This window comes from Sphingomonas silueang (assembly GCF_040049155.1).
GTDB lineage: Bacteria > Pseudomonadota > Alphaproteobacteria > Sphingomonadales > Sphingomonadaceae > Sphingomonas > Sphingomonas silueang.
On the sequence record NZ_JBDZDK010000016.1, the window covers coordinates 25,558 to 45,814 of the forward strand.

General features: G+C 60.4%; 12 protein-coding genes. 5 read left to right on the forward strand and 7 right to left on the reverse strand.

What is annotated here, in order from left to right; genetic code table 11:
* Window positions 1-21: 21 nt before the first annotated feature.
* From ABLE43_RS14780 to ABLE43_RS14810, 7 genes are read right to left on the reverse strand one after another with little or no spacing between them, the layout of a single operon-like run.
* Window positions 22-2,313 (reverse strand): nSTAND3 domain-containing NTPase, encoded by a 2,292-nt coding sequence (locus ABLE43_RS14780; RefSeq protein ID WP_348979180.1) that lies wholly within the window; start codon window positions 2,311-2,313, stop codon window positions 22-24.
* Window positions 2,306-4,999 carry a DEAD/DEAH box helicase gene (locus ABLE43_RS14785; RefSeq protein ID WP_348979181.1) on the reverse strand — a complete coding sequence of 898 codons (2,694 nt, stop codon included), beginning with the start codon at window positions 4,997-4,999 and terminating at the stop codon, window positions 2,306-2,308. The genes ABLE43_RS14780 and ABLE43_RS14785 overlap by 8 nt, the downstream gene beginning before the upstream one ends.
* Window positions 4,996-6,657, reverse strand: a complete 1,662-nt coding sequence (locus ABLE43_RS14790) for a site-specific DNA-methyltransferase (RefSeq protein WP_348979182.1) — start codon at window positions 6,655-6,657, stop codon at window positions 4,996-4,998. Before ABLE43_RS14790 ends, ABLE43_RS14785 begins: the two co-directional genes overlap by 4 nt.
* 7 nt (window positions 6,658-6,664) lie before the next feature.
* Window positions 6,665-8,983 carry an AAA family ATPase gene (locus ABLE43_RS14795; protein ID WP_348979183.1) on the reverse strand — a complete coding sequence of 773 codons (2,319 nt, stop codon included), beginning with the start codon at window positions 8,981-8,983 and terminating at the stop codon, window positions 6,665-6,667.
* On the reverse strand, window positions 8,980-9,165 hold the full coding sequence (locus tag ABLE43_RS14800; RefSeq protein ID WP_348979184.1) for a hypothetical protein: 186 nt from the start codon (window positions 9,163-9,165) through the stop codon (window positions 8,980-8,982). Before ABLE43_RS14800 ends, ABLE43_RS14795 begins: the two co-directional genes overlap by 4 nt.
* Window positions 9,162-12,020 carry an SNF2-related protein gene (locus tag ABLE43_RS14805; protein ID WP_348979185.1) on the reverse strand — a complete coding sequence of 953 codons (2,859 nt, stop codon included), beginning with the start codon at window positions 12,018-12,020 and terminating at the stop codon, window positions 9,162-9,164. The genes ABLE43_RS14800 and ABLE43_RS14805 overlap by 4 nt, the downstream gene beginning before the upstream one ends.
* The gene (locus ABLE43_RS14810; protein ID WP_348979186.1) at window positions 12,017-13,120 is read right to left on the reverse strand and encodes a Fic family protein; all 1,104 of its coding nucleotides are present in this window, start codon (window positions 13,118-13,120) and stop codon (window positions 12,017-12,019) included. The genes ABLE43_RS14805 and ABLE43_RS14810 overlap by 4 nt, the downstream gene beginning before the upstream one ends.
* Before the next feature lie 546 nt (window positions 13,121-13,666).
* On the opposite strand from ABLE43_RS14810, the gene ABLE43_RS14815 reads away from it, so the two are divergent.
* From ABLE43_RS14815 to ABLE43_RS14835, 5 genes are read left to right on the forward strand one after another with little or no spacing between them, the layout of a single operon-like run.
* Complete coding sequence (locus ABLE43_RS14815; protein WP_030090597.1) at window positions 13,667-13,957, forward strand: hypothetical protein; 291 nt, start codon at window positions 13,667-13,669, stop codon at window positions 13,955-13,957.
* Entirely contained in the window at window positions 13,947-16,241 is a 2,295-nt protein-coding gene (locus ABLE43_RS14820) for a type IV secretion system DNA-binding domain-containing protein (protein WP_348979187.1), read from the forward strand. Before ABLE43_RS14815 ends, ABLE43_RS14820 begins: the two co-directional genes overlap by 11 nt.
* Window positions 16,242-16,244: 3 nt before the next feature.
* The gene (mobF, locus tag ABLE43_RS14825) at window positions 16,245-19,304 is read left to right on the forward strand and encodes a MobF family relaxase (RefSeq protein WP_348979188.1); all 3,060 of its coding nucleotides are present in this window, start codon (window positions 16,245-16,247) and stop codon (window positions 19,302-19,304) included.
* A gap of 46 nt (window positions 19,305-19,350) precedes the next feature.
* Window positions 19,351-19,551 (forward strand): hypothetical protein, encoded by a 201-nt coding sequence (locus ABLE43_RS14830; protein ID WP_066703418.1) that lies wholly within the window; start codon window positions 19,351-19,353, stop codon window positions 19,549-19,551.
* Window positions 19,552-19,596: 45 nt separating this feature from the next.
* The gene (locus ABLE43_RS14835) at window positions 19,597-20,235 is read left to right on the forward strand and encodes a hypothetical protein (RefSeq protein WP_070936293.1); all 639 of its coding nucleotides are present in this window, start codon (window positions 19,597-19,599) and stop codon (window positions 20,233-20,235) included.
* Window positions 20,236-20,257 lie beyond the last annotated feature (22 nt).

The window sequence follows — 20,257 nt, forward strand, 5'->3', positions numbered from 1 at the left end:
GCCCGAGGATGTATGAGCAGGCTATCGATCAACGTCCGCGAAGATAGCTTCTATGCCAGACTTATCTTCGGCAACCCGCCCTACCGGCGTTTCAACACGGTGATCGGTATCCGGGCCGCGCGACTCGTTGAGGTCGTCAATGGCTTCGCTGATAGCACGCCGCCCTTGTTCGATTTTCTCCCGATGCTCGTCTCCCGCTGACAGGTGGGTTTCGACATTGTTCAAAAAGCTGGTCAGTTCCTCGAAATGGCTGTCCGGGTCATCGTCGGTGCAGTTGGATTTCCAGTCAGAAACATGCGTTCCGATGTCCCCCAGAACCTCGGATTTCACCCGCTCAATCAAAGACGACATTTCGTCGTCGGTCAAAATCGAGCGCAACGACATGTCACGGAAAACCGCTCCATCTTGCACCTCTACGGTTGTATCGGTGATGTAGTCCGCCAGGGCGTGCCGCTTCTCTTCAGGTAGCAACTGCGCCTTGTGCAGCCGCGCCAGCACACGATTCTCGGACGAATAGGCCATGTAGGGGCGCGGTCGAAGATCAAGAATCCCCGGTACGCGCTCGACGACGAGGCGCAGAAACGCATCATCGCATCGCTCTCCAAGAAAATAACGGGTACGGAAGTCAAGCGGCACAACCAGCAAGCGGTTCAGAAGCTTGTGGTAGAGCGCCGGGCCAACGCGAACGGCTGCGCCCTCAATGTCTATGTTGCCGCAGACAACCTCCTCCAGCAGCCGTTCAAACTTCGCGCCACGTAGATAGATTTCAGTCAGTTCCGGCGATTCCGCGACGAGTGTGGCATAGGCATCGCCGATAGTCGGATGCTTGAAGCTCCATTGCGGCCCATCAATCTCATCGACCAACAACACCAAGCTTCCGCGAAGAGCATCCAACGCGAGGCGAATGTCGGCGGCTGAAACGCCAAGAAGCTCGGTAACGAGCGCAATCCGGTCATCGGCCTCGATGGGCGACGCCAATTTGCCGCCATGCATGAAAATCAGCGCGATTGCCGCTGACTCGCTGCGGTCCAGATTGCGAAGTACGTCTTTGAGAAACTCCACCGGACGGCGAGCGAAATCCAGCAAGCCTTCCCGGTCAGGCACAACATGCTCAGTGAAGAACGACCATCCAAGCCGCCTCGCCGTTTCTGGGAGAAATGATTCATCTTTCGCGAGTGTCGCCAGATGCGGCTTTATCTGCCTTTTGAAGGCGCGGCTCTGGTCGCCCCGTTTGATGTGATTGTATAAAATCTGTGCCTTTTCGGACTGCGACAAGCCCTGCACGTTGATGACGACCTGTGATTTGTCGAACAGTGGAAACGCCCCTGTCTTCAAATCGCGATGCGCGGATCGCCAGATGTAGGTGCGTGAGGTCAGCAGAAATCGCGCGCCTTTTCGCAAAGCTGCACTCATCAACGGCATCTGGCGATTCCACGCATCTGCTGTGTGGCGTTGGTATTGCGTCGCCCCAAATGCGTCATCAATCCAGAAGAACTGCTCCGGGACGTCGGGATTCCAATGACGCACGATGTCATCTGGACTCGAGACCCGGATGGTCGGTGCCTTCCAGTGATCCAACGCCCCGAGCGCTAAACTCGCGGCAATTGTGGATTTGCCGGATGCCGGGTCGCCAAGCAGCAGGACGAAATTGTGCGACAGCAGCGCCTCAACACTCTCACGGTGAGCATCCGTGACCACAAAGCAGCTCAGGTCATCGCCGAGCAGACTGAGCACGGCGCGGGACTGCGCGTAAGCCCGTTCGTCGAGAATCTGAGACAAGTCCCCTAACCCGTAAACCTTGGGCACCATGACACGTAGGCGAGAAGACTCCCGAATCTGCTGAGTAATCCAATCCTTCCCCAGCACCTCACACTGCTTCACGCCGACGGCGTGAAACTCAGCGGCAATTTCAGCCGCCCGTGCGCCGGAAACACCGAAGTTGGTCAGCAGGACATAACTCTCCGCCAATCCCAGCTGCACAAGCCGTTTGGCTTTTGTGAGCTCGCCTGAAATGTCTTTTACCGCCAAGCTCGCATTAGCCTTGCTGGTAAATTTGCATTGGATCGTCGATTTTCCGGGTTTCGTCCTGCCTTTTCCATTCGCCGACCACGCCCCGACAAATGCGCCATCGCGTCCACCATCGCGCGACGGAAGAAATGTCTCGACGGGCCGCTTGAGGCATTCCTGCGCAATGGCTACGCAAAGGTCTTGGAAGGACTTCCACCCGAGAGTGTGCAGCGCGTAGTCAATATGCTGCCCCTGACCAACTCGCGGTACTGTACGAGCCGCCGGCATTTTCGGGGTGCTACCCATACTGCTTCAGGAGAAAGTCGAGTGTGATATTCTCGGCAATCGCATCATGCGGAATAAGCACGTATTGCCAGGGCTTTCCGCCGTAGGACCGCGCATGTTCGCTCGCCCAGGCACACCACTGGATTGCGACATCGCGCTTTGCCAGCACATCCTTGTCCTGCATCTGTGTCGCCATCTTGGGTTCAAGCATCAGAATACGATCACCGGTTTCAGCGACAAAATCGGGCTGATATTCGAGATGGTCATGGCCGCTGCGGTAATACATCTGGAACTGTCCCTTGGCGGGCCGCAGCCATTTCAGCGCCTCGCGTTCGAGGATGACGGCCAACTTGCGTTCGGAATCCGAATGAAATTTCACCACCGTCGATAGGCACTTTGCAAAACCGCTGAACAAATACCGCGCCATATTGCTCTTGTCGGCAGGCGGGACTCGGTAATCGAGCGGGGCTTCGCGTGACGTAGTGAAGGCGGTTTCCTTGAGTTCGGTGAAACCTTCGCGGACCTCGTGATGATATTCGACCGACTCATCTTTCCAGAAATGATCCTGCATTTGCGCGTGGACCGCGCGCGCGATCTCGCGTTGGTGCAGTGACAAGACCTGCCCTGCGTCCTGTTCGGAGAGGTAGGAAAGCAGGTGGCGAACGACCTGGCCGGCCAGTTCGTAGAGCAGGTCGGCATGTTCGTCGTAGGCCACGTCTGAAAAGTCGATCAGCCCGCTGACGACATAATCCTCCAGCCGCTCTTCAATCAGATTACCTTGCGAGAGGCCGATAATATCGACCCGATCCGTCCGCAGATGCTTGGCCCACAGCTCATCGCTTGGCGCGGTATAACGCATGCCCGTAAGGTCGAGCGTGAACGGCTTGAACCCAGCCTTCACCTCGCCCGCAGGCATCACCGTGATGCGCGGAATGTCGATCGTGCGCGCTTCCATCAATTTCGCCGTGGCAGCAGCGACCGCTTCAAAATCAGGTGCAGGTTCGGCAATGCCGTCGAGTTCGAGTTGCGGCGCCTGATACTGGCTGCGCACTTCGCGCACGACCTGTTCCAGAACATCGACGCGCGAGAGATAGGATACGCTCGGCACCTTGTCCGGCTCGCGCGCCAGCTTGCGGAAGGCATCATAGGCGAGCTGCGCCACGCGAACGTCGTTTGGATCGGTGAAGGCGGGGGGCGGCACGGGGCCGGAGGCCGCGGCGGCGTCCGCGCTTGGCGCGGGTTGCAGCCCAAGGCTGCCCAAAATCGTCGGTGAGGCGACGACGGTCACGGTCTTGCGCGTCAGGTCGGCCTCATCCAGCACAAGCTGTTTCAGCCGGATCGGCGAATTGGGATTGTTCGCCTCATCGACGATTTCCTGAAAGCGATCGTGCGCGACGATGTTCAGGCGATCGACGGCGGCAACGCCGGTGCGCTTGCCGTATGGCAGGCGCAGCCCGCGCCCGATGCTCTGCTCGATCAGCGTCCGGGCATTGGCTGCGCGAAGCGGGATGATCGTATAAAGGTTGGTGACGTCCCAGCCTTCCTTGAGCATGTTGACGTGGATGACGATCTCGACCGGATTGTCATTATGTTCGACCGTCAACAGTTTCTCGACCGTCTCCTCTTCCTTCACACTGGAGTCGACCTGGATCACCTTGTCGGCATAGCGCCCCTCGAAGAAGGCAGCCGACTGGATCAGCTTCATCAATTCCGCCGCATGGGTCGTGTCGCGCGCGATCACCAGCACGAAAGGCTTGACGATCCGCTCGCCATTTTCGCGGGCATAGGTTTCCAGATCGACCTTAACGGCCTCGTGCAGGCGAACGCCGTCCTCCAGCTTCATCGTCTGGATCGCTTCGGGCGATTTGCCCGCCGGGTTGAAGTCCTTGCGGGTGACGACGGCTGGCTCCTTGACGAAGCCGTCCTCCATCGCGCGGGCCAGCGGATAGTCGAGGATCACATTTTTGAACGCGACGGGTCCGCGCGTGCTTTCAACGAAGGGGGTTGCGGTCAGCTCCAGGCCAAGCACCGGCTTCAACTCGTTGATCGCGCGCATCCCCGCCGTGGCGCGGTAGCGGTGCGATTCATCCATCAACAGTACCAGGTCGGGGAGTGCCGCGAGATAATCGAAGTAGCTCTCGCCGATCTCCTCGCGAAAAGAACGGATGCGCGGGCTTCGTCCGCCGCGCACTTCCGACGAAATCTTGGCGATGTTGAAGATGTTGATCGTCGTCGGGAAGAGATTGCCGCCCGAGGCAATCTGCCGCTCGTAGGTTTCGCCGGTGGTCAATACTGGCGGTGCGATGGCGAACTCGGCGATGCCCTTAAACACATATTTGCCGGTGTTTGGCGTGAAGTCGGCGATCAGTTTGTTGTAAATGGTGAGATTAGGCGCCAGCACGAAGAAGTTGTTGATGCCGTGCGCGATCTTCAAATAGGCGATGAACGCGCCCATCAGCCGTGTCTTGCCAACGCCGGTGGCCAGCGCAAAGCACAGCGAGGGGAAATCCCGCTCGAAATCGGCGACGCTGGGAAACTCACTGGCGATTATTTCCTTCGCGGCAGCCAGGTCAATCGAATGATGCGGTGGCACTATCTCGGTCACGCGGTTGAGGATTTCGAGACTGCGACGCTGCGGCGGGCGCAGGCTCAAGCGACCGGATATTGCGTTGACGTGACGCTGATTGGACGATGCAGGATTGCTCATTTGCCGTCCTCCCCATCGAACAGGCCCGCTTGCTCGGGCGTCGGAGGCGCAGGTGCGGGCTCGGCCATCGGCAGATTGGCGACGTTGAGCGAATAATCGTCATGGCCCCATTCGCACTTGCTGCGGATGTGGTTGGGGATTTTGCGCAAGGTCAGGTTAGGCCAAAGATCGACATTGCCCCGAAACGCGGCACACAGGATCAGCAGCGAACGGCCTTCGCCGACATCTTCCGACAGCGCCGCCAGTTCCTCCGGCCCCAGCGTCTGCGTGGTGACATAGAGGAAGTCATTTTCGGATGAATGGCCCTGCTGCCAATAGATGCTATCGCTCGGCGCGTAGGTGAAGCCTTCCAGCTTGCACAACGCCTGCGCTAGCATGGCAGCGTCATACTTTCGGCTGATGATCTCTCGCCCCCATTTGTCGGTTTCGAGCAGCGAGGGTGCCAGCTCGTAATAGCGAAAACCGCCGCCACCTTTCCATTCCGCAGCGATACTGACGCCGCCTTGGTCGCTGGCGTCGATGACCTTTCGCAGTCGCGGCACGATATGCGTGGTGCAATGGTCGCCCAGCTCAACCATGATCCAACGGCGACGCATCTTTTGAGCGACTGCGCCCGTGGTGCCGGAACCAGCAAATGAGTCGAGAACGATGTCCTGATCTTCTGTGCTGATCTGCAATATGCGCTGTATCAATCGTTCGGGTTTGGGCGTCGTGAACTGATCTCCGCCATCGAAAAGCGCCTGAATTTCAATCTTTGAAGTTCGATTACTCCCAACCTCGCTATGAGGCCAAATCGTCTCCGGCGGTCGCCCGGTCGATCCATCCGCATAAATCCGGTAATATGCCGACCATCCGGCGCGACCGTCCACCCATTCAATCCGATCTGCTTCTGCGGCAATCTTGTTCTGCGACCATCGCCAACGGCCCTCTACGCCGTCTGGCCTCATTGGATAAACTTCAGTGCCGTCAGGGGCAGTAAGTGGGAAGTATAAGGTTGGTCTCGCTTCGCGTGTATCATCACCGCTGCCCATCGCCCGCAGTGGCTTCGTATAAAAGCGTCGGCCATTATGGTCAGTTTTGTTAAAATGCGCTGGAACATCATCCGCCTGCATCCGAGAAATGCGAGCTCTTTCGATCGCTTTGGCATAGACCAAAACATGATCGTGTCTGGACGAGAAAAAACGCGAATCCATTTTTGGGCTGTCGGATTTTTCCCAAATGACGTTTGCGATGAAGTTCAATCGCCCAAAAATCTCGTCGCAAAGCACTTTCAGGTAATGCGCCTCATGGTCGTCGATGGTGATCCAAAGGGTGCCATCATCCGACATGAGTTTGCGGATAATCTCCAGCCGGTCACGGATCAGGCCCAGCCAAATGCTATGCTCCAGCCCGTCGTCGTAATGGGTAAAGGCGCTGCCCGTGTTGTAGGGCGGGTCGATGAAGACGCATTTCACCTTGCCCGCGTAATCCGCCTCCAGCGCCTTGAGCGCGAGCAGATTGTCACCGTGGATCAGCACATTGTCGAAAATATCTGCGTCTGAAACCCGCGCGGCGGCATGATAGGACTTCGCCGGGTCTTCGATCAGAATTCGAGGCTCCAGCCGGGGCCGGTTTTCCTTGCCCACCCATGTCAGTTCGAGTTTCTGTTTCTTGGTCATGGGAGGCCTATTTGGGTTCTTTCAGGGGGCGCATCCGGCGGGTTCCGCCGCTGTTCGCCCAGTGGTCGCCGGACTTGTCGCTCGTCGGCCAGCCGTGATTGGGGCAGATCATGGCGTCGGCCAAGGCTAAGACGTGATTGGCAAAGGCCAACGCCTTGGCATCGGGAACGTCAAAGCCATCGGTATTGAAATGTGCGCCGACTTCGTTGCGCACGGTGACGATACCGGAAATTTCGTCGAGGATGGGCTTGAACTGAATCTTGTCCTTGACCGTCGCCGTGGTCCCGTCACTCTCGACAATTTCGATATGCAGTTGCTCCCGCAATTTGCCTTTGACGTTGGGCAGCAAGTCCCCGAGCGTATGCTTGCCGTTCGGCTTGAACGGCAGCCTGCACCCGTATCGCTCGGCAACAAAGTTCAGGAGCGCCTCCAGCACAACGCCCGCTTTCCCGACGATAGCTTGCAGATCGAGCGGCTGCTGGAGCGTCATGTCCCGCAGACGTTCGGTTTCGGGGATCGATCCCGTGGCCTGGATCACGCCATCAAGTCCGGCGCCAAGCAGATGCACGAACTGGCAGGGATGGCCCCCCTTAATCATTCCCCAGCGATATTTGTGCCGCCAAGGCCCGTAGTGCGTCGTGATAAGCGTATGACGAAACTCCTTCGTCGTACCGCAGATCATCTCGATCACCCGATCGACATGCGGTTCATCGACGCTGCCCAGCACGTCATCCAGGATCAAGACGGTTTCATCCGGCTTTTCCCGAAGCGCGAGCGCGAGGAAGATGCACAGCCCCAGCGTATCGAGGTGTGACTGGCTGAAATAGGCCTGAGGCGGCGCATCCTGCCCTGAAAACTCTGCATTCAAATCAATCGAAGCGCGTTTCGCATGGTCAAGCCCGAGCACGATCTTGTCCTTGCCCTCGCCGGGGTGAACAAGGTCATAGAGCGCGCCAACCTTTGTCGCGATTTCGGCTATGATACTGTCGGTGAAAGCCTGCCGCTGGCTTTTTACCAGTGCATAGGCTTGCTCCAATTTCGGGATAAGGTCGCCAAGTTCTGTTACTTTTGCGGTGTTATCATTGTAGCGTTGCAAGGCGCGCGCAGCATTCTCCCGACGCTCTTTGCCCTGCCGCAGCGATGCCTCGATATCCTTCCACTTGCCATGCAAGTCATTGTTGGCGTCCAGCCACGCCTGCAAATCCGCGATGGTCTGTGGCGGCAGGGATTCTGGGAAGGTGTATTTCTGATCCCAAGCGAAACCGGACTTGGCCGACTGATAGCCAGTCAGGTTTTCAGTATAGCCGGATTGCAGAAGCGCCAAGTCGGCTTTGGCCCGATCAAGTGCAGCGCGGCACTTGTCGAGTTTGCCTTTCGCCTCCCGGACCGCTTCAAACTGGCTGAGACGATCCTTGATCGTGTTTGCCAAACCAGCGGCCCGCTCGGCGCTTTCGCACAGCGGGCAAACATCGGTATCGGGATGTGCTTCGAGAAAATGTTGCCCCGCCTCCAGCACTGCGACGAGTTCGTTGGCGCTTGCGGTGGCGGCGCTGGCCGATGCAGCCATTTCCGCCTGCGCTGCGTCGAAATCCGATTGCGCCGTGGCAACAGCAGATTCACGCGCTTGAAGCTGGCCGGGGTAAGCTGCAAGCGCCTGATACTGGACAACAAGCATATCAATGGCTGCTTGTTCCTGCGCCTCATTCCCCTCTGGCTGGGCCAACAACTCTGCGGCCCAGTCGGCTGGATTTTGGCCCGGCGCGTTCCCCGCCGCAGCATAGACATCGGCAAGTGCCGTATAGGCTTGCAAGACCATAGCGTCGGCCTGCGACTTTTCAGTTCCGAGGTCAGCGACGAGCTTCTTGAGGTTCCCTTCCGACTGCTCGAACGTCGAAATGTCGATGAATCCGGCAATCGCCTTGTAGCGGTCGGCGGGCGTTGCCTCGACAAATTCGAGCATCTGCTTGCGACGCATGATTGCCAGCCGTGGCCGCCCTGACTCCGGCGTCACGACGACATTCCTGCCGCTTAGCTTGCCCGTGCAGGCCGCGCCCTGCGCGGTTTCCAGCGAAACGGACAAGTCCGCAGGCTTCTTCTTGGCACTATTCAGGTATTTATGCCTGGTAGCATCGATTCCCTTGTCTTTCAGCGACCCGGCTTCCCCCTTCGCGAGAAGCTCGAACGCATCGCAGATGGTCGTTTTGCCGGTGCCATTCTCACCAAAGACAATGGTCAGCTTCTTCTTCGGCTCGAAATCCAGTCTGAAGGTTTCAGAAGAACCGCGAAACGCCGTTAGTGTAAGGGCTTTCAAGGGGGCTGACGTCATGCCTCACCTGCCTTCTCTACGCTCAAATCAATTTCCAACCGCCAGTCCTCGCCCTTCATATGCCCGGCAGCGATCTTGGAAATTACGGCATCCCTCTTTTCCGCGCGGATAAGACCGGACTGGATCAATTGATCCACGGCCAGTTCCGCCAACTTTGCCGATGGTGCTGCATCGTCGCTCATTTCACACTCCACCGAATTGTAAACAGCGGCTTGGTCTCCGCGCTCTGTTCAAGCTTACCCTCGATCTGGGCAATCAACACCGAGCGCTGCTCGTCGATCTTGTCCTGCGCATCGAAAAGCGAACGGCGCTTGTTCGACCGTTCGGTTTCCAGAGCCTTGACCGCTTTCTGCCCCGCCAGCTTGTCTTCCAGCGTCTGCGCCAAGGTGGCTGCGCGGCGAGCTTCCTTGATCTGGCGATCAAGTTCCTTCAGCTCGCGCTCCAGTCCGACTTTCAAATCGTCCGCCCAGCCATCAAGTTTATTGGCTTCAATCTCGAAGAAGCGCGCATTGCGTTCCGATATGTCGCTGCGGATATGCGCCTGCTGTTCGGCCAGCGATTGCCCAAGCGCGGCTGCAACCGAGTCTGACTGGGTGGCCGATCCGGTGACGACGCCAGCGATGGTCATCATCCGCGAAGCCGCCTCGGCGTTGAGTATTGCGCCATCATCGGTCGTTCCGGCGAGCAGCAGGTGATCCTCGCTCTGCCCCAGCGCCTCGACAGACAGCATCGACGCGGCGAGCCAGCCCGAATTACCTTTCAAAAGTTCGATCTGGGAAATTCGACCTTCATGCCCTGAATAATCGAAGACGATCTCGGCAATAGGCAGGTCGCGCGATCGCGCGCGGGCAACGATAGCTTGCCCTAACGGATGATTGATGCGGAAAAGATGCGCGTCACCCGTGCGGCGCGGCAATTCATACAGGCCGGTGGGAACTCTCTCGCCCGAAAGCCAATGCGGAACGGCATTGAGCCGGAACGACGATGAGTCAATGAAGTCCGCATCACCATCCAGCTCATGCGCCGCCAATTTCATCAATTGCCGTTCGAACTGACTGAGGTGCAAATTCGTGTCGGCATTGCGCATTTTGAGCTTCTCGCGCACCTCGTCATCGAAATTTTCGAGCAGCTTTCGCCGCGCGTGGGTCATCGCCTCGTTGATCTCAAGGGTGAGTTCGAGCTGGAGTTCGTCGAAAGCAGACTTGATCTCGTCGGTCTGGCGGCACTGCTGATAGATACCGGCAATCCGCTTCTCGAAATCGACACCCGATTCAATGGCCCCCAGCACTTCATCGCTCGCGCCGAAAACGCCCTCGAACAGTTCGAATTTCTCGGACAGCAATTCATAAACGCGCTGGTCGGCTTCATTCTTACGGTTGAGGAAATTGACGACGACAACATCGTGTTTCTGGCCGTAGCGATGGCAACGACCGATGCGCTGCTCGATACGCTGCGGGTTCCAGGGCAGATCGTAATTCACGACCATCGAACAGAACTGGAGATTGATTCCTTCCGCACCGGCCTCTGTGGCGATCATGATCCTGCCCTGCTCGCGGAAATAATCGACCAGAGCGGAGCGCATATCGGCGGTTCTCGACCCCGTGATGCGATCCGAACCTTCGTGGCGAGACAGCCATTCGCGGTAGATCGCCTTGGATTCGTCATCCGTGTTGGTGCCGTTGAACAGGACTATGCGTTCGGCAAACGGGCTGTCGGCCAGCACCCGCAGCAAATAGGCTTGGGTGCGGCGCGATTCGGTGAAGATGATCGCCTTTTCGTCAGCGCCCAATTCGCGCGCCTTGGCGAAGCCAACCTGAAGCGCCTTCAAGAGCGCCTTTCCCTTTGCGTTTTGCTCGATGGAAGCTGCGAGTAAGGCAAAATCGCGCAGCTCCGCGATCTCGATTTCGAGCGCGCGCTGATCCGCCTGAGTCAGCGGCTCAGCGTCATCATCAACCCATTCTTCGGCTGTTTCATCAAGGGTTTCGTAGTCGTCGTCGAGTTCATCCACGAGTGACTGCGATGGACGCCCCTTATCGAGCCGCTGCTGGAGCCGTTTCGAAATCGACTCCAACGCGCCCGCGATAGCGAAGGTGGACGAAGCGAGGAGCTTGCGCAGCACAAGCGTCATCAGCGATCTCTGACCGGGTGGCAGCGCCTGAAGGTTATCGCGCTGCAAATACTCCGTCACGAGATTGTAGAGCCGGTCTTCAGCCTCGTCTGGACTAAACTCCTCTAGGATTGCGTGGCGCCTGGTATAAGGAACATAAGCTGTCACCTGCCGGCGAAGGGTCCGATGGCAAATCGGCTTCAGCCGTTCACGCAGAATGTCAAAGGTGCGTTCCTGCGAAAGATTGGCGAATTGTTCCCGAAAGCTCTTCAAATCGCCGAACGTGTGTTCGTCGATGAAGCTGACCAGACCGAACAGCTCAAGCAGCGAGTTTTGTAGCGGCGTGGCAGTCAGCAGCAGCTTGTGCCGTTCGGCCAACGCCCCTTTCAATGTGTTGGCTATGACGTTGGAGGGCTTGTAGACATTGCGCAGGCGATGCGCCTCATCGATGATGACCAAATCCCACGGCGTTCCATGCACATCGGCCGCCTTGTTTCGGGCGAACTGGTAAGAACAAATGACCACGCTATCAGTGCGGTCGAAAGGCCGAAAATTACCTGCCTTAACCTCCGCGTTGTAGGGCTTGGATTCAATGATCGTGCAGGGGATGAAAAACTTCTCGTTGAGTTCCTGATGCCACTGCTTTCGCAGATTTGAAGGGGCGATGATAAGGATGCGCCGCTTACCTTCCGCCCACCGCTGGGAGATAACCAAGCCAGCCTCGATGGTCTTGCCCAATCCGACTTCATCAGCAAGCAACGCCCCCTTGGAGAGGGGCGATGCAAACGCAAAAAGCGCAGCGTCCACTTGGTGCGGATTCATATCTACCTGGGCACCGGCCACGGCTACAGCAAGCTTCTCACTGCTGTCCGATGAGCGTCGCCGTACCAGCTCTGTCGCCAGATACTTCGAATGATAATCCGTTATCATTTCGGGGCTTCGCGCTCCACGAATAGCCCGATCAGAGGCTGGTTGATGTAATAGTTATTCCGCCCGGCGCGATGTTTGAGAAGGAGCCCACTTTCCGCTAATTCGTCAAGGTACTTGGTCGCGGTGGGACGCGACACATTCAGCTCCTGCTGGACAAACTCGATGCGGGTATATGGATGCCGGAAAAGGTTGTTCAGGAGGTCCTGGGAATAGAGTTTGGGATGCTCCTCGCGCAGCCGCCTTTTGGTATCGGCCATGAGCGTGCGAACGCCTTCGACCACGCGGAGAGTTTCGATCGCAGTCTCCTCCACGCCGCGTAATATGTAGAGCAGCCAAGGCTCCCATTCGCCGGTGTCGCGCACCGCCTGTAGCAGCTTGTAGTAGTCAGCCTTGTTTTGGGTGATGAACCGGCTGAGATAGAGGATCGGAATGTCCAGCAGACCGCACCGGGTAAGAAACAGGACATTGATGATCCGGCCCAGCCTTCCGTTGCCATCGGGGAAGGGGTGAATGCTCTCGAATTGGTGGTGGATGATGGCCAGGCGGGTGAGCGGATCGAGGTCGCTTTCTGCATCTTCAACATGGATGAAGCGCTCCAATGCCGTCATCAGGTCGCGAACCGCATTGGCATCCTGTGGCGGCACGTAAACCAGTGCGCCCGTGCTTTCATTCTTGAGTGCGGTGCCGGGTGTCTCGCGAAAGCCACCATCGGTTCCCTTGAGGATACGAAACATGGCGATGATCATGTTGTTGGTCAGCAGCCCACCAAGGCGGCGCTGCTCGTTAAATCCATGCTGAAGCGCGTCCCGGTAGCGGGCAACTTCCTTGGCTGCCGGCGATCCCGGGTTCTCGGGAAATGCGCTCGTCTGAAACAACTCATCCTGGGTCGTTACAATGTTCTCGATCTCGGAGCTGGCCTTCGCTTCCTGGAGCGAAAGTGTGTCGATCAGGATACCCTGATTGGGGATGGTTGCTGCCCGCCCTTTCAGTTCCGCCAGATAGCGATGCGCGCGGGTCAGTGCCTTCAAAACCGCAGCCGTCTCCACCACACCTTGCGGCGGCAGATCAGGCAGGTTGTAGCTGGGTCGAAGCACGATCATGGCCTTATGCAAAGCAATCGGCCAACCCTTAGCACATCGGGAAGACATGTAAAGATTTCACGATTTTCTTTGCACGTTTTCTCGACGTGTAAACACTCGGGGTTGGTAGTGTCGCGATGGCTATTTGGTCCCCAATTCGGTCTAAAACGAGAACGAGAGCCGTTCGCCGAACGAGGCGAAACCATTCTCATGCGCGGTGTCAATCGCGCTTAAGTGCCTAGCCGGAAACGATATTTGACCCCATTACGAGTGCCGGGCAAGCTTGCGCGAAGAACCCGAAAATGGCTGTCTATTGACAGCACACCGTACGCACCTGAAGGTGCATGAGTTCCGTTGTTTCACAACGGGTTAGCGCGGAAGGAAAGGAGACTACGTTGTAGTACGAGCTGGTGGGCGGGCAAAAACGGCGGAAATCAGCCATTCGCGCGTAGTCTGTGAGACTACGGCCTGCTGGTCCATGACGATCAACTTGCCGGAACCGGGCCGCTCGGCTATAAATAGAGCCATTCTTCAGTCCCCACCAGCCTCCCTGCTAGGAGGTTGGTCTTGGCTACCAGTTACCGGCATTACAACGTCCGCCTGGAGCGCGCCCAATGGGACCGCCTCAGCGTGATCGCCGCCGAACAGAAATTGAGCGTCGCCGACGTCATCCGGTCGGCCCTCAATGTCTTCCTTTCATCCTCCGACGTGCTGACCGCGAGCCAGCGCCGCCTGGCCCGGATCAGCGAGTTCCAGCAGCTCGTGCTCGACGTCATTCTGCGCGAGCAATATCCTGAGCTTCGCGACCGCCTCGTTGCCGAAACCGACAAGCGCCTGGTGCAATATCATGGCGCGTGAGGACATCCGCTCGAACGGGAAAAACATCCCGCTGACCCACCACTCTGCGCGCGGCCGCGTGCAGCGAAACTCGGGCAATTTCACCCGCGGCTCACAGCTTCTCACCCACGAGATGCTGATGTGGTTTTCGGGCGCGCGGCTGCCCATCATGGTCTGGTTCTTCGCCTTCCTCGCGGCCTGGTTCGTCATCCTCTCGATCCGCCTCGACGAGCACGGATTCCAGCTCGTCTGCATGAAGATCTATTCGGCGCTCTGGAACTGGGTCGACCTCAATCCCAACAAGCGCGTCAACGTCACCCTGCCCAATGGCGAGATCTACAAAACGGTCATGCCCGTGGTGCCCTATATCCCGGCCGTGCAGCAGGCCTGGGAGACCACCATCCGGGCGCTGATCGGCTCGATCCTCGTCTCGGTTTTCGTGGTCGCGCCACTCACCATCTGGTTCGTCGACATCTCGCGCAGGCGTGGGCGTTCGATCCTTCAGGAACGCCATGAGCGCGGCGCCATGCTGGTCGATCGCGCCGTGCTGGTCTCCGAAATCGCGCAGCACAATGCGGAAAAATTCGCGGAGGACGCGCGCGAGTTCTTCCCCGGCCGCTCGTCCGCCGCCGTGCTCAAATTGCCGTTCGCGACACGGAAGGCGGGCGGCATCCACCATCCCTATACGCTCGCCGGCATCCCCTATCCGCACCGCCTCGAGCAGTCCCATTCCATGCTGATCGGCACCACCGGCGCGGGCAAGACCACCGAGCTCAGGAGTCTGGTCAGCCAGATGCGCCAGCGCCAGGACAGCGCCGTGATCTTCGATCTCACCGGCGCCTATGTCGAAGCCTTCTACGATCCCATGCGCGACACGATCCTGAACCCGATGGACCAGCGCTGCCCGGCCTGGTCGATCTTCAACGACTGCTCGACCTACAGCCATTTCACGTCGGCCGCCGCGGCGCTCATTCCCTCCGATGGCGGCTCGTCCGAGCCCTTCTGGGCGCTCGCGGCCCGCACCCTGTTCATCGAGATGTGCGTCCGGCTTCAGGAGCGCGGCCAGACCACCAACCTGGCGCTCGCCGAGAACCTGATGACCGCCGATTTGAAGCGGGTGCATCGCTTCCTCGCGAACACCATCGCCGACCCGCTGACCGCCCCGGAAGCGGCCCGCATGGCGGAATCGATCCGCGCCGTCTTCAACACCAATGCGCAGGTCCTGCGTTTCCTGCCCGACGAAGGAGAGCCGTTCTCGATCCGGCACTGGATGACCACCGAGCGCGCGCCCGGATCGATCCTGTTCGTCACCTCCGACTACGACGATCTGGAGATGAACCGGCCGCTGCTGACGCTCTGGATGAACATCGCCATCACCAGCCTCATGACGCTGCCGCGCACGCGCAGCTTGCGGACCTGGTTCATGTTCGATGAGGTCGGCGCGCTGCACCGCCTGCCTGCGATCGAGAAGGGCCTGCAGACCGCGCGGAACTTCGGCGGCGCAATGATCCTGGGGCTCCACAGCTTCCAGAAGCTGGTCGAGGTCTATGGCGAGGAAGGCGCGCGAAATCTCGCCTCGCTCGCCCGCTCCAAGCTCATCCTCGCGACCAGCGAGTTCAAGACCGCCGAGGAGTGCTCGCAGTACATCGGCAACCGCGAAGTGCGGCAGATGGATGAGGCCTATAGCTACGGCTACAACAACAATCGCGACGCCTCGACCCTGACTCCGCGCAAGCAGGTCGAGTCCCTCGTGATCCCCGACGACATCACCAACCTGCCCTCGATGCACGGGTTCGTGAAATTCCCCGACGGTTTCCCGGCCGCGCGCATCCTTCTCGAATGGAAGAACTACCCCATCGTGGCGCCGGGCTTCCTGAAGCGTCCCGTGATGCAGCCCGTCCGGTCCAAGCGCGGGGAGGAGATTTTCGACGAGGAGGGCGGTGAGGCCGGCGGCAGGGACGGCGCCGTCCAGATCGTGGATGAGGTGGTCGAGCCAACCAATCTTGCGAAGGGAATGGCGGCGCGGATCCTGCAGTCGCCGAGCGAGGACCAGGCCGCCGAAACCCATCGTACCGCCCCGCGTAGCGATGACCGGCCGGTGCCCCCGCAGGCGAAGGGAGCGGGCGGCGGCAAGGAGGACGGCGCGCGCGGCAGGGACGCCCAGCAGGAGACCGGCCAGCGGCCCGCCGACGACCGGCGCGGACCGTCACCGCAGGCGCCGCAAGTCGAGGATCAGACCCTCATCGAACTGCGTCAGGGCTTCGCCGCGGGCCGTGACCAGGACGATCTCGACATGGGGATCTGATCCATGCTCTCGGTCGCCGCCGTCCGTTCCGCATCAGGCGCCGCGAACTATTTCGCGAAGGACGACTTCAAGGACAATTACTACACGGCCGATGGCTCCTCCGAGGTCAGTGCCTGGGGCGGGGCAGGGGCCGAAGCCCTCGCGCTTGAAGGCGAAGTCAGCCGCGAAAGCTTCGAGCAGATTCTGAGCGGCGTCCTGCCGAGCGGAGAGGGCGTCGCCCAGGTCGAAAACCGGCGCAACGGTGTCGACCTCACCTTCTCCGCGCCCAAGTCCGTGTCGGTCATGGCCTATGTCGCCGGCGACAAGCGGGTGCTCGCCGCCAACATGGTCGCGGTCCAGAAAACCATGGCCTGGGTCGAGAAGAATCTCGCCGAAGGGCGCAAGGACGTCGAGGGTCGCAAGGTGCCGGTGCCGACCGGCAAGCTCGTCTATGCGCTGTTCCAGCACGACACCAGTCGCGCGCTCGATCCGCAGGCCCATGTCCACTCCGTCATCGCCAATCTGACCCAGATGCCCGACGGCAAATGGCAGGCGCTGCACGCCGACAAGATCTGGTCGAATAACGCGGTCGTCGGGGCGATCTACCACGCCTACCTGCGCGCCGGGCTGGAGAAGCTCGGCTACCAGGTCGAGCTCAAGGGCAAGCACGGCACGTTCGAGATCATGGGCGTGCCCAAGGCGATCATCGATGCCTTCAGCCAACGGCGCGAGGCGATCCTCGAGAAGGCGGCCGAGCTCGGCATCGTCTCGGCCAAGGGGCGCGACGGCGTGACCACCACCACCCGCGATCCCAAGCTCAATGTCGAGGACCGCGACGGGCTCCTCAAAGGATGGATCGACAAGGCGGCGGAGCTCGGGTTCGACGGCAAAGGACTGCTCGCCTCGGCGCTGGCCCGGGCAGGGCAGGGCGCCGCCGACAACAAGCTGGAGCGGGGCTTCCGGGCGGTCACCGACGCGATCGCCGGCGCGCGCGATCTCATCGGCGGCTTCCTTCGCTCGCCCGATCCGCTGATCGACAGCGGCCTTGCCCGCGCCACCAAATCGCCGGCCGTCGCCCGGACGCAATTGGCGGTAGCCTCGGCCGTCCGCATCCTCGCCGAACGCGAGGCGGCGTTCGACGTCAACAAGCTCTCCAAGACCGCGCTGGACCTCGGCCTGAAGGGCGTCAACATCGAGACGGTCGAGCACCGGATCGAGCAGCTCTACGACAACCGCCAGCTAATCCCCGGTGTCGCCCGCGCCGGCGACAAGGGCGTCCGGATGGTGACCACCCAGGAGGCGCTGCGCACCGAGGAAGCCGTTCTCAAGGCGGTCGATGCGGGCGTGGGCAAGGCGGTGCCGATACTCCCCGCGCAGGATGGGCCCGCCCGCCTGCAGGAGGTCGCCGATCGCCCGCTCAATGCGGGGCAGCTCGCAGCCGCGACCCTGATCCTCTCCTCCGAAGATCGGACCGTGACTGTCCAGGGCGTCGCCGGCGCCGGGAAGTCGACCATGCTGCAGGCGGTTGCCCGGATCGCGGAAGGCGAAGGCAAGGATGTGCTGGGCCTGGCCTTCCAGAACAAGATGGTCGCCGACCTCGCCGAAGGGGCCGGGATCAAGAGCCAGACGATCGCCTCGTTCGTGCTCGCCAACGAGCGCTACCTGACCGAGCGCGATACGCCGCGCTACGAGGAGGCGCGCGAGCGGCTCGGCGGCGCGATGCTGGTCGTGGACGAGACCTCGATGGTCTCCAGCGCCGACATGCTGAAGCTTCACAGCATCGTCGAGGCGCTCGGCATCGACAAGCTCGTGCTGGTTGGCGATCGCCAGCAGCTCTCCTCGATCGACGCCGGCAAGTCCTTCGCGATGATCCAGGCCGCCGGCGGCACGATGGCCCGAATGGACGAGAATATCCGTCAGCGGACCGACACGCTGCGCACCGTCGCCGCGCTCGCCAATGTCGGTAAGGCGGGCGAGGCGATGAAGGTGCTGGGCGATAACGTCCACGAAAGCGCGAACCCGCCCGAAGAGGCCGCCGACAGGTGGCTCGCGCTGGGGGCGGACGACCGTGCCGCGACCCAGGTGTTTGCGTCTGGCCGGGAGTCCCGCGCCATCATCAACCAGCGCATCCAGGACGGCCTTGCCGCCGAGGGCACCGTGCGGGGCGAGGGCATCCATCTCATCGTCTATGACCGCGTGAACCTGACCCGCGAGGAGCTTCGCTACGCCGCCAGCTATCGGCCCGGCCTCACCCTCGATGTCGGCCGCGGCGGCGCGCAGGACGTCGGGCTCGCGCAGGGACGCTATGACGTCTCCAGGGTGCTGCCCTCGGGCAAGGTCGAACTGGTCGATGGGCGCCGCAAGATTCGCTTCGACCCGCAGCGCCTCTCGCCCACCGAAAAGCGGGACCGGCTCGAACTCACCGAGAAGAAGGATCTGCATGTCCGCGAGGGGGATCGCATCCGCTGGACCGCGAACGACAAGCCGCGCGACCTGCACAACGCGGCGCTCGCCCGGATCATCTCGGCCGATGCCTCGGGCATCACCGTCGAGACGGCGGGCAATCAGACCCTGACATTGGCGCCGGGCGATCCGATGCTCTCGCGTTTGGACCTCGCCTACGCGCTCAACATGCACATGGCGCAGGGCATCACCACCGACAAGGCGATCACGGTCATGGACAGCCATGAGCGCAACCTGTCGAACCAGCGCCTGTTCAATGTGGGCGTGACGCGGGTGCGCGACGAACTCACCATGATCGTGGACGATAAGGAAAAGCTCGAACGCCAGCTCGACCACAATGCCGGCAACAAGACCTCGGCCCTAGAGACGGTCGGCCGCCTCGATATCGACGGCAAGAAGGGCGGCGCCAAGCCGGTGAAGTTCGATCCCGGCCCGATCGACGGGATCAACCTCGCGGATCAGCCGGACATCCTCGCCGATCTTCCCCCCATTCCGGACGGGCCGCTTGAGCCCGCAGCACCGATCAAGGGCGACGGCCTCAAGGCGCCCCCGGATCTCAAGCCCGAAAAGGCAGACCTGCTGCCGCCGCTGCCCGAGCGCAGCCTGGGCCTTGATCTTTGATGACGAACGGTCGGCGCGGTGCCGGCTGAAAGCAAGGAGAGTGACGATGGCATGGGATTTTGACGAAGGCGGCAAGTTCGGCAGCGAGAAGGCCGCCGAGGACTATGCCCGGCGCAACGGCCTCAGCAATGCGGACTTCCGCACCCGGCGCAAGGGTGATGAGGTCGAGCTGGAGATCCGCCGCTCCGCCATCGACGGCCGAAACCTTCGTGACGCGGGCGAAGGCCGCAAGGGCGGTTGGTTTTGATCCGGACGTCGGCGGCCCGGACATTCGGCAGGAGGCGGCTGTCCAATGGGCATCGATGATCGCGACTATATGCGAGCGCGCCACAGACAGCGCGCCAACCGGACGAGATGGAACGAGGGTAGGGGGCGGATCGAGGCGGCCTGGCTTGATCCGCGCCACCAGCGATATCGCCGACAACCGTCTGCGGCGGCGATCGCTGTCCGTTTCGCCCTGCCGGTGCTGAGCCTGCTGCTGATCCTGATCCCATTCTATGGGGACGCGCAGCGTCATGGCTGGATTCCTGATCTCGAGCCGGCGCAGCCGTTTCCGGAGAGCGGGTCGGTTACGGTTGGGGCCAATGTTATCGGTCTGATCAAACGCAGCAATCTCACGATCGAGGCAGCCGATTCCAACACGGTGGTGCAATTGGTGGACCCGGATACGAACGCCCATGCACTGTCGATCTATGTTGCCGCCAATGACCGGGTGTCCCTGCCGGTGCCTGCGGGTACGTACCGGGTCCGCCTGATCGAGGGGCGGAAGTGGCACGGCGCGAAGCGCTATTTCGGGCCGAACACATCCTACGAGACGGTGGCCAGTCTGATAGAGTTCACGCCGACGATGGGTCACGTCATCGACCTGCATCGTCGGCCCGGCGGCAATCTGGAGACGCGGATGATGGGCTCTCGACCAGCGCCGCTTTGACCGGGGCGGCCCGCCCCACCAG

What these genes read in the sequence shown, in the direction of transcription:
- mobF (WP_348979188.1), top strand. Translation starts at nt 16,245, where the DNA reads ATGCTCTCGGTCGCCGCCGTCCGTTCCGCATCAGGCGCCGCGAACTAT.
- ABLE43_RS14780 (WP_348979180.1), bottom strand. Translation starts at nt 2,313, where the DNA reads ATGGGTAGCACCCCGAAAATGCCGGCGGCTCGTACAGTACCGCGAGTT.
- ABLE43_RS14810 (WP_348979186.1), bottom strand. Translation starts at nt 13,120, where the DNA reads ATGATCGTGCTTCGACCCAGCTACAACCTGCCTGATCTGCCGCCGCAA.
- ABLE43_RS14835 (WP_070936293.1), top strand. Translation starts at nt 19,597, where the DNA reads ATGGGCATCGATGATCGCGACTATATGCGAGCGCGCCACAGACAGCGC.
- ABLE43_RS14805 (WP_348979185.1), bottom strand. Translation starts at nt 12,020, where the DNA reads ATGATAACGGATTATCATTCGAAGTATCTGGCGACAGAGCTGGTACGG.
- ABLE43_RS14820 (WP_348979187.1), top strand. Translation starts at nt 13,947, where the DNA reads ATGGCGCGTGAGGACATCCGCTCGAACGGGAAAAACATCCCGCTGACC.
- ABLE43_RS14830 (WP_066703418.1), top strand. Translation starts at nt 19,351, where the DNA reads ATGGCATGGGATTTTGACGAAGGCGGCAAGTTCGGCAGCGAGAAGGCC.
- ABLE43_RS14795 (WP_348979183.1), bottom strand. Translation starts at nt 8,983, where the DNA reads ATGACGTCAGCCCCCTTGAAAGCCCTTACACTAACGGCGTTTCGCGGT.
- ABLE43_RS14800 (WP_348979184.1), bottom strand. Translation starts at nt 9,165, where the DNA reads ATGAGCGACGATGCAGCACCATCGGCAAAGTTGGCGGAACTGGCCGTG.
- ABLE43_RS14790 (WP_348979182.1), bottom strand. Translation starts at nt 6,657, where the DNA reads ATGACCAAGAAACAGAAACTCGAACTGACATGGGTGGGCAAGGAAAAC.
- ABLE43_RS14785 (WP_348979181.1), bottom strand. Translation starts at nt 4,999, where the DNA reads ATGAGCAATCCTGCATCGTCCAATCAGCGTCACGTCAACGCAATATCC.